Source organism: Massilia sp. TS11, assembly GCF_022012445.1.
GTDB lineage: Bacteria > Pseudomonadota > Gammaproteobacteria > Burkholderiales > Burkholderiaceae_D > Telluria.
The window spans coordinates 31,723-46,778 of the sequence record NZ_JAKLTS010000004.1 but is presented as its reverse complement, the minus strand read 5'-3'; the positions used below and the strand labels follow the sequence as shown (position 1 = coordinate 46,778).

The following is a 15,056-nucleotide window of genomic DNA, read 5'->3' as shown; positions in this document are numbered from 1 at the left end:
CATGGCGCTCGAAGTGCGTGAACTGGTGATCCGGGCCAGCGTCAGCCAGCCGCCCGGCGAAACGGTCTCGGCCCTGGCTCTGGCCGAGGCCTTGAAGCGCCTCGAACGCGAGCTGGTGCAGACCTGCCTGGCGCGCGTGATGGACGAGCTGGCGCAAAGGGAGCAGCGTTAAATGTCGCTCAAGAAGTTGACGGTCGTCGCGTATGCGGACAATGCCTTCACCCAGAAGCTGGGCAGCTATACCCTGCAGCTCAATCCCGAGAGCTACCAGCACCAGCATGCGACCCAGTACACGCGTAACGATGCGACCGACGCGGCCGGGGTGACCACCAAGTTCTATACGATCGACCCGGAGACCTTCAGCTGTTCCTTCTACCTGGATGCGAGCGGCGCCGCCCAGCCCGCCATCAGCAGCGTGGCCACCGAGATCGCAAACTTCAAAAGCGTCGCCTACAACTACAACGGCAGCATTCACAGCCCGAATTATCTGGAACTTGTGTGGGGCAGCGGTGCGCAGTTCTATTGCCGCCTGACCAGCCTGGACATCGACTACGAGATGTTCCGCTCGGACGGTACGCCGATCCGCGCCAAACTGACGGCCAAGTTCGAGCAATACCTGTCGCCGAACCAGATCGAGCAGATGGCGAAGAAAAGTTCGCCGGACCTGACCCACGCGCGCACCGTGCTGGCCGGTGACACGCTGCCCGCAATGTGCGCCCGGATTTACGGCGACACCAAATACTATCTGGGAGTGGCGGCCTATAACGGTCTGGCCCATTTTCGCCAGCTCAGGCCTGGTACGACCATTCTGTTTCCGCCTCTGGAGAAGTAGATGGCGCCCGTCTCTCCGCTTGCCGGCAAGACCGACGAGGTCAGCTTCACGGTGCAGGCCAATGGCCAGCCTTTGCCCGACAGCTGTCAGGTGGCGCGGCTGCGCGTGCTCAAGCAGGTGAACCGCATCGCCAGTGCGCGCATCGAACTCTATGATGGCAGCCTGTCCGACGAATCCTTTGCGATCTCGTCCTCGCAGACCCTGGTGCCGGGCGTGCGCATCACGATTGCGGCCGGCTACCACGGCCAGACCAGCGCCATCTTCAGCGGCGTGATTGTGCGCCACGCGATCCAGGTCAAGGCCGACGGCAGGTCCTATCTGGTGCTGACCTGTTTCGATCAGGCGATCAAACTCACGATCGGGCGCAAGAGCGGCTATGTCGGCAAGTCCGACAGCGAGGCCTTCAGCCAGATCATCAGCGGCGCCGGCCTGACGCCCAAGGTCAGCGCCACCACCGCCACCCACGACGAGATCGTGCGCTACTACGCCACCGACTGGGATTTCCTGGTGGCGCGGGCCGAAGTCAATGGCCAGATCGTGCTGGTGGACGACGGCAGCGTGACCGTGCAGGCGCCGGTGGTGGACGGTACGCCGGGTCTGGTGATCAGCTATGGCGATGCGCTCTACGAAATCAATGCCGAGATCGACGCCAGCCTGCAATTGCCGTCAGTGAGCTGCAGCGCCTGGGATTACGCCAACCAGGCGCTGGCCAGCGTCAACGCCAGCGAACCGAGTGTCAACGAGCAGGGCAATCTGAGCGGGCAGGACCTGGCCAAGGCGCTCGGCCTGGCGGGTGTGAATCTGCAAAGCACGGTGCCGGAGCCGGCGCCGGAATTGACCAGCTGGGCCAATGCCCAATTGCTCAAGTCGCGGCTCGCGCGCATCCGCGGCAAAGTGTCCTTCCGCGGCAATGCGACGCCCAAGCCAGGCGGCCTGATCGAGATCGCCGGCTGCGGCGACCGCTTCAATGGCAATGCCTTCATCGCCAGCGTCCAGCACAGCATCGAGGGCGGCAACTGGCGTACCGAAGTCGGCATGGGCCTGTCGCCGCGCTGGTTCGTGGAGGAGGCCGAAGCGGTGGAAGCGGCGCCGGCCTCGGGCCTGCTGCCGGGCGTGGCCGGGCTGGTCACGGGCGTGGTCAAGCAGATCGACCAGGACCCGGACGGCGAAACGCGGGTCCAGGTCGCGGTGCCGGTGATTGCCCAGAATGGCGACTTCATCTGGGCACGCCTGGCCAGCACCTATGCCACCAGCAAGGCCGGGATCTTTTTCGTGCCCGAAGTGGGCGATGAGGTGGTGCTCGGTTTCTTGAACGACGATCCGCGCTTTCCGATTGTGCTGGGCAGCCTGTACAACGCCCAGGCCCATACGCCGCCGTTTGCCGCAGACGCCCAGAACACCAACAAGGCGATCGTGACCAAGAACCAGCTGAAGATCACTTTCGACGACGTCAACAAGGTCATCGTGGTGCGCACGCCGGGCGGGCAGGTGATGACGATGAGCGATCAGGACAACACGATCACCCTGAGCGATTCGAACCAGAACACGATCAAGATGTCCTCGTCCGGCATCAGCCTCGACAGCTGTGCGGCGATCTCGATGAGCGCCAAGACCGAGATCAGCATGACGGCCGACACCAATGTGGCGATCTCCGCCACCAATCAGATGAGCGCCAAGGCCGCCATGCTGAGCGCCAGCGCCAGTGCCAGCCTGTCGCTGCAGGGCGACGCCAGCGCCAAGCTCGCGTCCAGCGGCGAGACGGCCGTGCAGGGCTCGCTGGTCATGATCAATTGAGGTTCCCATGCCCTTTGCCGCGCGCCTGACCGATTTCCACGAATGCCCGATGGCCAGCGGGCCCGTGCCCCATGTGGGCGGGCCGACCATCGGCCCCTGCGTACCGACGGTGTTGATCGGGAAGCTGCCGGCCGCCGTGCTCGGCGACAGCCTCGTCTGTGTTGGCCCGCCGGACACGATCGTGCAGGGATCGAGCACCGTCATGATCGGCGGGAAGCCGGCCGCGCGCATGGGCGACACGACCGCGCACGGCGGCAAGATCCTGCTCGGCTGTTTTACCGTGATCATCGGGGGCTAAATGGCGCGCAGCGCGACGTCCGGCGACTTTCTCGGCCGCGGCTGGAGCTTCCCGCCCAGCTTCGACCGGGCCAGCGGCTGCGTGCGCATGGTGAGCGACGATACCGATATCCAGCAAAGCCTGCAGATCCTGTTCACCACCATGCTCCAGGAGCGGGTCATGCTGCCCGAATATGGCGCCGACCTGGGGCAGTTCGTGTTCGATGCGGCCAGCAGCACCCTGTTCGCGCAGATCAGGACCCGCCTGAACCAGGCCATCCTCAACTGGGAGCCGCGCATCGCCGTCGACGATATCGTGATCGTCGCCTCGGCCCTGATCGACGGCCTGCTGGAGATCGGCCTGACCTACACCATCTTGCAGACCAACACGCGCTCGAACATGGTGTATCCCTTCTATCTGCAAGGGGAGGGCACGAATGTGCGCCCTATCGGCTAAGCCGGCCGGCGGCTGGGGGCTGACCCGCCGCGAGCGGCTGCATCCGGCGCTGGTGCCCGAGAGCGTGCGCCTCGACGAGCGTGGCATGGTCGAGCGGATGGCGCTGGCGCGCCGCTTCGCGCGCCTGCTGGCGTTTATCGAACTCGATGGCAAGGCGCATGGCGACTGGTCGCCTTTTCTCGCCAGCGATCCCTGTTTTCTGATGGCCGAGATCGCGCTCGAAGCGGGGGAACGGCCATCCGGCCCGGACCCGCTGCGCGCCTTTGTCGAGCGCCTCGACAACTGGTATCGTGAACTCGACACCGACAATGGGCGGGCGCTGACGCGCGCGCCGAATGCCGTGTTCACCACCTTGCAGAACCAGATCCGTCAGCACCTGGGGCCGCTGCTGCAGGCGCTGCGCGGCGCCGGCCAGCTGGCCACGGGCTGGGAGCTGGGCGCGCTAGCGGAAGTCTGGCATCCGGATCCGGCAAGCCCGGTCCCGCAGCAGGCCCCCAGCGCGCAGCAGGCGCTGGCCCAATTCGGCGCGTCCGGGCGCCATCTGGCGGCGGCGGCGCGGCGCGCGCTCGAACACAGCCTGACGCAGGACACCCATCCTCCCCACACCGGCCTGCTGCTGGCTTTCCTGCGTGTGCTGGAAGTGGCGCGCCACGATCTGAATCGCTTCACCGCGCGCTATCTCGACTACTACTACCGCGAGATGCTCGGCATCGCCCAGCGTCCGGCGCAGCCCGATCGGGCGCTGATCGTGCTGTCCCTGGCGCCCACCTGCGCTGGCCTGAGGCTGGCGGCGGGCACGCCGTTCAAGGCCGGCCAGGATGCGAATGGCAAGACGATCGTCTACGCCAGCACGCATGCGGCCGACATCAATCAGGCCAGTATCGGCCAGCTGGCCTCGCTGTGTCTGATGCGCGATTCCCAGGGACGGGTGAGCGCGGTGTGCGCCGCGCCGTACGCCGATTCGGCCGACGGCCTGGGCGCACCGCTGGCCGATCCGAGCCTGGGCTGGCCCAGTTTCGGCAATCCGGCCGCACCGGCGGCCATCCTGGGCAGTGTGCTGAGCGCACCGGCCCTGATGCTGAGCGAGGGCACCCGCACCGTGCAGGTTCTGATGACGCTGGCGCCGGGCGCCGATGCCCTGGCCCAGGCCTACCAGCAGGCCGGTGCGACGGACGCCGCGCATCCTTTGCCCTTGGGCGCCGCCTTCACCCTGGCGCTGAGCGGAAGCAAGGGCTGGTTCGCACCGGCGGCCGGATTCACGCTGGCCACGACCGCTGTGGCCGACCAATGGCTGCTGCAGTTCACGCTGGCGCCGAACGAGGCAGCCGTGGTCGCCCATCCGGCTCTGCTGCCTGGCCTGAACAGTCCATGGCCGATGCTGCGCCTGTGCCTCGATCCGCAGGCGCCGCTGTACGCCTACTCCTTCCTCGCGCCCGCGCAGCTGCAGGCGGTGCAGATCACGGTGACGGTGACGGGCCTGCGCAGCCTTGGCTTGGCCAATGGCGCCGGACCGATCGCGGCGGCGCAGCCGTTCCCGATGTTCGGCACGGTGCCGCTGCCCGGCCAGTACCTGCAGATCAGCCATCCGGAATTGGGCGTCAAATCGCTGCAGCAGGCGACGCTCCATGTCAGCTGGCTGAATCTGCCGCTGGTGACGGCTGCGCCGGCACCCGCGCCAGCACCGGCAGCGGCGCCCACGCCTGCGCCGGCCGACCGCTTCACCCAATACTACGCGGGCTACACGCCGTACGCCTTCAGCTACGATGTGTTCACGTTCACGGCCAGCGCCTGCGGCGCGGGAACGCTGCGGCCGTTGGCGCCCCTGAGCAGCGGCGCAACCGCGCCCGCCGCCGGCACGCCGATCCCCGTTTTTGCCAGCCCTGACAGCAGCACCAACAGCTATGCGCTCGATCTGAGTCCGGCGGCCGGCAGCGCGCCGATGGTGGTCGAGTCTCTGCAGCTGGAGCTGGCGGCGCCGGCCTATGGTTTCGGCAGCGCGATCTTTCCGACCCTGTTTGCGCAGCAGGCGATTGCCGCCGCCAGGCAGGAGTTCGATGATCCGGGCATCTTCAGCAAAGCCTGGAACTGGCTCAAGGGATTGTTTGGCAAGGGCGGCACCCCGGCCGGCGTGGCCCTGCCCAATCCACCTTTCATTCCGATGGTGAAGGCGCTCACGCTCGATTACACGGCCAGCGACAGCTTGACGCTGGTGGCCGCGCCGGGCCAGCCAGCCCAGCTTTGCCAGCTTACCCCGTTCGGCCATGTGCTCAATACCCAGGCGGCGCCGGCGCTGTTCCCGTCCGAGAGCGAGGACGGCCATCTCTATCTGGGCATTGCCGGCGCCGCCGGTGCGCAGACCCTGAACCTGTATGTCTCCTTGCGCGAGTCTGCGACGGCCGCTGTCACGCTGACGCGCGACCAGGCGGCCCAGCAGGCCGTGGCCTGGCGCTGGCTGGCCGGCAACGTCTGGGAGGATCTGCCGCCCGACAGCGTGAGCTCGCAGACCTGCGACTTCGGCGCCTCGGGCCTGGTCAGCCTGCGTTTGCCGGCGCTGCCCGATACGGCCAATACGGCCATGCCGGGCGGCTTGTTCTGGCTGGCGGCCAGCGTTGCGCGTGCGCCCGCGGCCTATCCGAACACCGTGGCCATTCTGCCGCAGGCGCTGTTCGTCGCGCGGCAGCTGGACGACGGCGCGAGCGGCGTGCCGCATCCGCTGCTGGCAGCCAGCATCACGGCGCCGCTGACGCCGCAGCCGGCGATCAAATCCGTCAGTCAGCCCTATCCGGGGCAGGGCGGGGCGGCCGCCGAGACCGTCGACGGTTACCGGGCGCGTGTCAGCGAACGGCTGCGCCACAAACAGCGCGCCAGCCAGCTGCGCGACTACGAGCAGCTGGTGTTGGACCAGATCGGCGCCCTGTGGCAGGTCAAGTGCATCGGCGCCAATAACAGCGCTGCCTTTGCTGCGGCCTACCAGGTGCCGGCCGGCCAGGTGATGGTGGCCGTGGCGCCGGATGGCAGCGCCAGTCCGCAGTCTGCGCCGGCGGTCGAACGGGCCGATCTGGCCGCCATCGCGGCGATGCTGCTGCGCTCCTGCAGCGCCGCCATCGATACGGTCTGCGTGCGCAATCTCGCCTATGAAAGCCTGTGCGTGCAGGTCGATGTGCGCTTTGTGGCGGGCGCCGATGCGGCGGCCTGCACGCTCCAGCTGAATGCGACGCTTTGCAGCTTCCTGGCGCCGCAGCCGCCCTATCCGGCGCGCCTCGACATCGGCTGCGGTCTGGTGGCGGTGGACCGGGTGGCGGCGCTGGTGCGGGCCCAGGCCTACGTGGCGCAGGCGGGCCCGGTGACGGTCGCGCAGTCCTTCATGCAAGATGCGGCGGCTGGTGATCCGCTGCTGCTCAAGGAAGGCGAAGTGGCGCGCTCGCGGGCGCCATGGTCGGTGCTGGTGCCGGCGGCCCAGCATCGGATCGGCCAGCTCCAGGCCGCGCCGCTCGCACCCGACGCGGCACCGGCCCAGGCACAGGCGACGGCGGCTGCGCCGGTTTATGCGCTGACGATTCCCTATCCGATGGCGGAGGCAGCATGAGTCTGCTCAGCGACGACCAGCAGATCGTGCGCGCGCCGCCGCCGCTGCCCAGCATGGATTACGCCCAGCTGCTGCAGCAGGGGATCGACGCGGTCCAGGCCCTGGCCGGCGCCAGCTGGACCGACTACAACGAACACGATCCGGGGCGCACCGTGCTGGAGAACCTGTGCTATGCGCTGACCGACCTGGGCTACCGCTGCGACTTCCCGGTGGCCGATGTCCTGGCCGAGCAGGCGCCGACCGAGCGCGCCCGCTACAGCACCTTGTTCCCGGGACCGCGCATCCTCACCTGCAATGCCCTGACGGCCACCGACTACCGCAAGCTGATCATCGACCGCGCGCTCAGCGAGTCGTGGCCGAACTTCCGCAATCTGTGGGTGCTGCCGCAGGACGGGCAGTACACGCTGGCGATCGAGGCCATCGATCCCAGCCAGGATTGCAGCGCGCTGATCTCCAAGTCGCGCCAGTGTTATGCCGAGCAGCGGAATATGGGCGAGGACCTGAGCGGCACGCCCACGCTGCTCGCCCTGTGTCAGGTGGCCGTCAACGCGACCGTTGAGGTCACGCCCGAAGCGGACGCCGACGCGCTGGCGGCAGACCTGTTGTTCGCGCTGCAGGGCTGTCTGGTGCCCTTCCTGCATGCCGTCAGTGTGCAGGCGGCGCAGGCCGCCGGTCTGCCGCCCGAAGCCATCTACGAAGGGCCACCGCTGCAGCTTGGACTGCTGCCCGACAGCCAGCTGCAGCCTTTGCGCACCAGCCTGACCCAGTCCGAGCTGGCCAATGCCATGCTGGGCGTGAGCGGCGTGATGTCGCTGCCGGTCCTGCAGGCGCAGGTCGGCGGCCAGGCGCTGAACGGCAGCGCGGCGATTCCGGCGGGCGCGGTGGCGCGTCTGGCGCCCAGCCTGTTTGCGCCGCTGACGGCGCTGCCCTTCACCCTGGTCTGCCAGGGAGCACCGGTCAGCGTGGATCTGGCGCGCGTGCAGCAGCTGCTTGACCAGCGCCTGGCGAGCAGCGCGCCCACCGCCGGCCTGGCGGTGAGCGAAGCTGGTCTGGCGCCGTATGGCCCGGCGCCTGCCGGGCAGGCGCAGGACATCGCCCGCTACTTTTCAGTGCAGCGCCAGTTCCCCGCCATTTACGGCCTCGGTGAGACCGGCCTGGCGCTGCCGCAGACCACGTCGGCCGATGATGTCGCCGAGCAGACGGCGCGCCTGGCGATGGTCAAGCAGCTCAAAGCCTACCTGCTGTTCTTCGAGCAGTGGCTGGCCGACGCCCAGCAGCAGCTGGCCCGCGCCGGCCGCCTGTTCTCGCTCGATCCCCACCTCGACCGCAGCTATTTCACACAGTCGCTGGCCGGCCCTGAGGGGCCACCAGCGATGGCCGATGTCCTGTGCGCCGTGCCCCAGCCGCCGGCGCGTGCGCCGCTCGGCCAGCCCGCGGCGGCAGCGGCGCGCTACGTGGCGCATCTGCGCGATCCCGATCAGGGCGGGCTGGCGATGCTGCGCAGTTCCGAGTACGGCACCCGCGCCGAGGCCGCAGCGGCAGGGCGCCAGATGCTGGCGCGCGGGGCCGATCCGGCCCATTATCAGGTACGCCAATTGCCCGGCCAGCAGCATCACCTGTGGCTGGAGGACGAACATGGACAGCCGCTGGCTTTCGGTGGCGGACGCCATGCCAGTGCGGCCGAAGCGGGTGAGCGAGTGCAGGCGCTGGCGGCGCTGGTCGCGCGCCTGCAGCAGGCGCCGGACGCAGCCGACCAGGCGCTCGACGTGGCCGAGCGCGGCCACCGCGAAGTGCGCCTGCTCGATACCCAGGGCCAGCTGCTGCTGTCCGGGCGCGAGCTGACGGCAGCCGGACAGGAACGCTGGGTGGTGCTGCTGCTGCGCTATGGCGCGCGCAGGGCCTGCTACCGGGCGCAGGCGCTGCCGGGCCGGCGCTGGCGCCTGGTGTTGGCCGATCTCGATGGCCGTCCGTTTGCCGACGGTGCGCAGGACTTTGCCAGTGCGGCCGAAGCGGAGCAGCAGATTCCTGCCCTGTGCGCGCTGATCCAGGGCCTGTGCTGCGATACAGCGGCGCAGGCGCGCCAGATCCAGCGTCTGCCGGACGACGGGGCTGGCGGTGGCGCGGCCGATGCGGGCGAGGATGCGGAGCGGATCCGCCACTACGCGCTGGGCTGGGCGCGCGCCGTGCGTGACTACGACCCGTTTGAGCTGCGCCGCAACCGCGTGCTGGACCACCTGCTGGCCCAGTTCTGCGAGCGTTTCGATGACCTGGCCCTGGTGCGCCTCGATCCCCGTCCCGGCGACGACAAGCGCGCCATCGGGCGCGATCTGGTGCAGTGGAAGCAGACTTTCCTGACCCGTTATGCGACGCCATTCAAGGAGCCGGAGGCCTCGGCCCGGCACGTGGAACTGGGCGACTGGCTGGGCGGAGCGCGCAGCCGCGGCGAGCAGTCCTCAGTGCAGTCGGGACCCGTGTCGCGCATCTGCCTGCTGCTTGGCATTCCAACGCAGGAGGCGCAGCCGCTTCCATACCACTACCACGATCCCGCCAATGGCAGTGCGCCGGCGGCGCCGCCGGCCGGGCTGCAGTTCACGGCCGACCAGCCGGCCGTGCTGCGCGCACTGCTCGTGCACGGGACCGAAGCCGCCAATTACCGCATCGTGGCGCAGGATGGGGGCCACGCGCTGCAGTTCTGCTGGCCCGGCGCGGCCACACCCAGCACAGTGCATGTGGCGCCCGACCAGGCCGCGGCCGAACGCGCGCAGGCGGCGGCACAGGACTTCTTCCGCGCTTATCCGCTCCAGCACACCTACGCGGGCGAACGCCTGCACGCGATCGAGCACCTGCACCTGAAGACGGGGCGCGGCGAGGATCAGGCCGCACATTTCTACCGCCACCGGGTCAGCCTGGTGCTTCCGGACTGGCCCCTGCGCTTTCAGGACCCGGCGTTTCGCGCGTTTGCCTGGCAGGTCGCGGCCGAGAACTTCCCGGCTCATCTGCAGCTCGATCTGCACTGGCTCGACCAGACAAGCATGCAGACCTTCGACCAACTGCACGGCGCCTGGCTTGCCGCCCGCTGCGGCCCGGCCGATGGCGGGCAGCACGCGCATACCGCGCTGGCCGCCTTCATCGCGGGTCTCAACCGCGCGCAGGAGGACTAGGCCATGGCGATGAGCGTCATAGGTCGAACCGTCTTCGAACTGGACACGCCCAACGTGCTGCTGGCGCGTGCCGCCCAGGAGGCGGTGAGCCGCTTCGCACGGGCGGCGCTGGCCGAGTCGCTGGATGCCGCCGTTGCGGCGCAGCCCGTAACCGAGACGGCGCAGCGCTACTCCAGCATCGTGCTCGATCTGGGCCAGGTGTGTCTTGACCGCATGGAGCACGAACTCGGGCCACGCATTGAAGCGGCCATGCGCAGCTTCCTGCTTGGTCAGCGGGGCCTGCAACGCGAGGCTGCGCAGCTGGTGGCGGCCGAACCGGAACCCCTGACGCGCTTTGCGGCCTGGCTGCATGGCGCGCCGGTACAGGAGCTGGCCGCGCTGTTGCGGGCCGCTCTGGCGCTGCCCGACGCGGCCGCGCTGCTGCGCCGGCACGGGCGCCAGTTCGCGGTCCGGCGCCGGCTGGCCATGCTGGCGCCAGCGCTGCTGGCGGGAGTGCTGGATTGCCTGGAGCCGGAACAGGCAGCAACCGTGCTGGCCGTCGTGACGGAGGTGGTGGCGGCGCACCGGCAGCGGCCACTGGTCGCAGCGGGGCGTGCCGAATTCGCGCTGGCAGTATGGGAATTTGTCTTCAGCTACCTGCTGCTCGAGCGCGGTTCCTACTTCAATACGCGGGCCCTGGCGGCGCACGTCCTGGCCGGCATCGCGAGCCGCTACCGGATCAGCTACCGTGATCTGCTGGGCGCGCTGGTGGCCGTCGCCGCGCGCCCCGGCCTGCCGCAGGCGCGCGGCCTGAGTTTGCCGGTGCTGCTGCAGGATTTGTATGGCGCGCTGGTGCCCGAGGCCGAGCTCACCGCAGCGCCGCCGTCCACGCCGCTGGCAGCCTTGTCGCATGTGCTCTGGCACGGTGTGCTGGCCCCGGCCGAGGCGGGCGTCAGCCTGCTAGGCCTGGGCGATCTGCTCGAGCGCGCCATCGCCGAGCAGCCCGATGCACTGCGCGAGCTGCTGCGCAGCCTGGGCCAGCACGAATCCGTGCGGACGCGGCTCGCCATGCAGGCGGGCGCGCAGCGGCTGCGCGCGGTGGTGCGGGTGCTGGAACCGGAGCAGGACGAGTGGGTGCTCGGCACCGTCGATGCCGTGCAGGCCGCCCAGGACAGACAGCGCCTGGCGCAGGAGGACGGACGCCGCTTCGGCCTGCGCCTGTGGGGGCTGGTGCTGCAGATTCTGCTGGTGGAGCGCGGCTCGCATTTCAATACGCGCGCTTTCGTGCGGCGCCTGATCGAAAGCACTGCGGCTGCCACCGGGCGCCGCTATCGCGACTGGCTCGATGCGCTGTGCACCGCGCCGCAATGGCAGCATGCGGCGGGACGGCGCCCGCGCCTTGCGCGCGTGCTTGAGGAACTGCAGCGCGAGCAGCCGGCCGATGGCCGCGAGGAGACCGCGCAGCGGCAGATGGCGCGTGGCCTGCTGGCGCGCGTGGCGCCGGGACGCCTGCCGACACGCGCGGCCCTGCGCGAACTGGTGCGGCGGCTGGCGCGGCGCCAGGGGCTGGATGTGCACCGGGTGCTGGCCGAACTGGCGCGCGAAGGCGGCAGCCTGGCACAGGCGGCGCTGGCCGAACAAGCGCTGGCCGCCTTGCTGCTGTCGCTGCATGCGCAATGGCTCGGATCCAGCCGGAGCGAGGCCGCCGCGCCCGCGCCAGTCGGCGGCGCTGTCGCAGGCACGCCAACGGCCGGGATGGCGCGTGCGGTGCGCGAATTCGCCGTCCGCAGCCTGGTGCTGGAGCGCGGCTCCTGGTTCAATGATCGCAGCTACGTGGACCATCTGGTGCGCCAGCTGGCGCGCCGCCACGGTCTGGCCTATGCCGATCTGCTGGGCACCCTGGCGGCGGCTGCCAGCGGGCGGATCCTGGCCGCCCAGGACCGCCAGCTGCCAGCCGTTCTGCGCTCGCTGCAGGAGGCGCAGGTGCAGGCCGTGCCGGGTTGGGATTTCCTGGCCAGCGGCAATCCCGGCGGCGCCCAGTGGCGACAGGTGCTGGCCGACGGACCCAGGCTGGCGCCGCCCGCCGCCGTGCTGGCTGCGCTGCGCGCCGACGCCGACGGCCAGCTCGCACAGCGGCTGGCCGATTATCTGCCATTGACATCACTGCGAACTCTGCTGGCCCAACTGGCGCCCGACTGGGCCGGTGCGCTCGCCACCTTGCTGGAGGCGGGCGGCGATGGCGCGGCCGATTGGGGCGCGATGCTGGCTGTGCTCGCGCAGCGGACCCCGGCGCCCGCGCTGCATGATGTGCTGACGGCCTTCGGTGCGCGTCGCGCGGGCGCGGCCAGCGCCTATTGGCGCCGTCTGTGGCGTGTCGCCGCGGCCCGGTGCACCGATCCGCGTTTCGCGGCCCTGGCCGATTTGTGTGAGACCCAGCTGCGCCGCGCCGGCCTCGCGCTGCCGCCACCACCGAGCGCCCCTGCACAAGAGCGGCGCTGGCCGGACCAAGCACCGGCTCGCGTACTGGCCGAGGCGCTTGAGCGCCTGCTGCGACTGGGCCCGAGCGCCTGGCGCGCGCGTTGGCGCGAGGCGCCGGAGACCGGCACGCTGTTGGCCCGCGTGGCGGCGGCGCTGGCGGACCACCCGGCCGTCTTCCTGGCCGTGCTGCGTGCGGCATTGGCCCGCCCGCTGGAGCGTGAACGCCTGGCGCACCTGCTGCCACCCGCGCTGCGCGCGCAGATTTTGCGCAGTCTGCTGGGGCAGCGGGCTGGCCCGCTGCTGTGGTGGCGCGCCGCCATGGCGAGTAGTCTGGCCGCGCTGGCGCCGCGCGTCGCCGCCGATTTCTGGCTGCAGCTGCTGGATGTGGAACTGCTGCGCCAACTCGGGCCCGGCCGGCGCCGTCCCGAACTGGCCGCCTGGCTGCAGGCGGTGGGGCGGCGCGCGTGGCAGGAGGCGCTACTCGATTGGCCGCGCCTGCTGGCCGATTGGCGGCGCCGGGCGGGGCAACTGGCTGCGGCGGAGGGCAGGGCGGCACAGCGCCTGCTGGCGCATTTGGAGCAGCGGCCGCCGCCAGCAGCGCCGCGCCTGCCGCCCGCGCCGCTGGCGGAGGAGGTGCCGATCCAGCTGGCGAATGCCGGCATGGTGCTGCTCTGGCCATTCTTCGGCCATTTGTTTGCGCGCCTGGGGCTGACCGCCGGCGCGGCCTTCCGCGACGAGGCGGCCCAGATGCGCGCCGTGCACCTGCTCGACTACCTGGTCTGGGGCCGCTGGAGCAGCTGCGAAGAGGAGCTGGCCTTGCCCAAGCTGTTGTGCGGTCTGGCGCTGGAGACTGCGCTGCTGCCGTGCGACGGGCCGAGCGAGGATGAACGCAGGCTGTGCGAGGAGATGCTGGCGGCCGTCATCGCGCACTGGGGCCGGCTCGGCAATACCAGTCCGGAGGGCCTGCAGCAGACCTTTCTGCAACGCGCCGGTGAATTACGCCGCAAGGACGGCAACTGGCATGTGCGCGTGCCGGAGCGCCCGTTTGACGTGCTGTTGACGACCTTACCGTGGGCGCTGGGCACGGTCCGCTTGTCGTGGATGAAGGACATCGTGTGGGTGAGCTGGAAATGAGAGACACGCATCCGCCACTGCAGGACAACGCGGCCGTGCTCGAGGCCGAGCTGGCCTGGGCCGCCTCGGTGATCGATGCCGGCATCCGCCTGTACTTCGAGCAGGCCTGCGCTGTCGACAGCGTCTATGCGCTGACGCCGCCGCCCCTGGCCACGGCGCCCGGCAGCTACGCCGAGACCGTGCACGCCCATGGCCTCGGATTTGCCGAGCGTTTTGTGCTGATGCTGGCCATGCTTGGTCATCTGCGCCCGCAGCTGCTCGATCCCTTCCTGATCAAGAACGTCAACACCGAGCGCAGTTTCACCGAGTTTGGCGGCGTGGGCGGGGCGCATGGCGTATTCCAGCCGACCCTGGAAACGGCCGCCTTCGTGCTGGCCGGCGAGCGCTTGGCCGAACGCCTGCAGCTGGCGCGTCTGTTCGAACCCGATCATCGGTTCAGCCGCGCACGCTTGCTTGAGCTGGAGCCCGGCAGTGGCGGCCTGTTCACCAGCATACTGCGGGTGCCGCCGGCACGCCTGCACGCCTTGACCACCGGCGCGCCGTATGCTCCAGTCTTTGGCGCCGAGTTCCCGGCCAGGCGGCTGGAAAGCGCGCTGAGCTGGGATGATCTGGTGACCCCGCCCAGCCTGGCCGAGGCGCTCGAGGAGGTGCATGCCTGGATCGAACAGGGCGCCACGCTGACCGAAGCCTGGGGCCTGGGCAAGCACCTGCGGCCCGGCCTGCGGATTCTGTTCTACGGGCCGCCGGGCACCGGCAAGACGCTGACCGCCTGTCTGCTGGGCAAGCGCAGCGGGCGGGCCGTGTACCGGATCGACCTGTCGCAGGTGGTTTCCAAGTACATCGGCGAGACGGAAAAGAATCTCGGCCGCCTGTTCGCCCAGGCCGAGCACGAGGACTGGATTCTGTTCTTTGACGAGGCCGATGCCCTGTTCGGCAAACGCGGCGCCACCCAGAGCGCGAATGACCGCTACGCCAACCAGGAAGTGGCCTATCTGCTGCAGCGGATCGAGGACTTTCCCGGCATCGCCATTTTGGCCACCAATCTCAAGTCGAATCTGGACGAGGCCTTTGCGCGCCGCTTTCAGGCGGCCATCTATTTCGCCGCGCCCGAGGCCGAGGAAAGGCTGCGTCTGTGGCGCCAGGCCTGCGGCGACGGCAGCCGGCTCGGTCCCGATGTCGACCTGGTGCAGTTGGCCGACAAGTACGAAATCAGCGGCGGCATGGTGGGCAATATCCTGCGCCACGCCCTGCAGGCGGCGCTCCGCCGTGGCGACCAGTCTTTGTGTCAGGCCGATCTGCGCCTGGGGCTGGAGCGCGAGCTGCGCAAGGAAGGACGGCTGATTTGAAGCACGATGTTTT

General features: G+C 69.5%; 9 protein-coding genes. All 9 read left to right on the top strand.

Annotated elements, in window-relative coordinates; genetic code table 11:
• The first annotated feature begins 1 nt into the window (after position 1).
• The gene (locus tag LZ005_RS07365; RefSeq protein WP_237806218.1) at positions 2–172 is read left to right on the top strand and encodes a DUF5908 family protein; all 171 of its coding nucleotides are present in this window, start codon (positions 2–4) and stop codon (positions 170–172) included.
• Entirely contained in the window at positions 173–832 is a 660-nt protein-coding gene (locus tag LZ005_RS07360; protein ID WP_237806216.1) for a hypothetical protein, read from the top strand.
• Positions 833–2,626 carry a type VI secretion system tip protein VgrG gene (gene vgrG / locus LZ005_RS07355; protein WP_237806214.1) on the top strand — a complete coding sequence of 598 codons (1,794 nt, stop codon included), beginning with the start codon at positions 833–835 and terminating at the stop codon, positions 2,624–2,626.
• A gap of 7 nt (positions 2,627–2,633) precedes the next feature.
• The gene (locus LZ005_RS07350) at positions 2,634–2,924 is read left to right on the top strand and encodes a PAAR domain-containing protein (protein WP_237806212.1); all 291 of its coding nucleotides are present in this window, start codon (positions 2,634–2,636) and stop codon (positions 2,922–2,924) included.
• On the top strand, positions 2,925–3,359 hold the full coding sequence (locus tag LZ005_RS07345) for a GPW/gp25 family protein (protein ID WP_237806210.1): 435 nt from the start codon (positions 2,925–2,927) through the stop codon (positions 3,357–3,359).
• Complete coding sequence (locus tag LZ005_RS07340) at positions 3,340–6,945, top strand: baseplate J/gp47 family protein (RefSeq protein ID WP_237806209.1); 3,606 nt, start codon at positions 3,340–3,342, stop codon at positions 6,943–6,945. The genes LZ005_RS07345 and LZ005_RS07340 overlap by 20 nt, the downstream gene beginning before the upstream one ends.
• The gene (locus LZ005_RS07335; protein ID WP_237806207.1) at positions 6,942–10,106 is read left to right on the top strand and encodes a hypothetical protein; all 3,165 of its coding nucleotides are present in this window, start codon (positions 6,942–6,944) and stop codon (positions 10,104–10,106) included. Before LZ005_RS07340 ends, LZ005_RS07335 begins: the two co-directional genes overlap by 4 nt.
• Before the next feature lie 198 nt (positions 10,107–10,304).
• Positions 10,305–13,697: a contractile injection system tape measure protein gene (locus LZ005_RS07330; RefSeq protein WP_373889309.1), complete on the top strand. Its 3,393-nt coding sequence runs from the start codon at positions 10,305–10,307 to the stop codon at positions 13,695–13,697.
• Positions 13,694–15,043, top strand: a complete 1,350-nt coding sequence (locus LZ005_RS07325) for an ATP-binding protein (protein ID WP_237806205.1) — start codon at positions 13,694–13,696, stop codon at positions 15,041–15,043. Before LZ005_RS07330 ends, LZ005_RS07325 begins: the two co-directional genes overlap by 4 nt.
• The last annotated feature ends 13 nt before the right edge of the window (positions 15,044–15,056 follow it).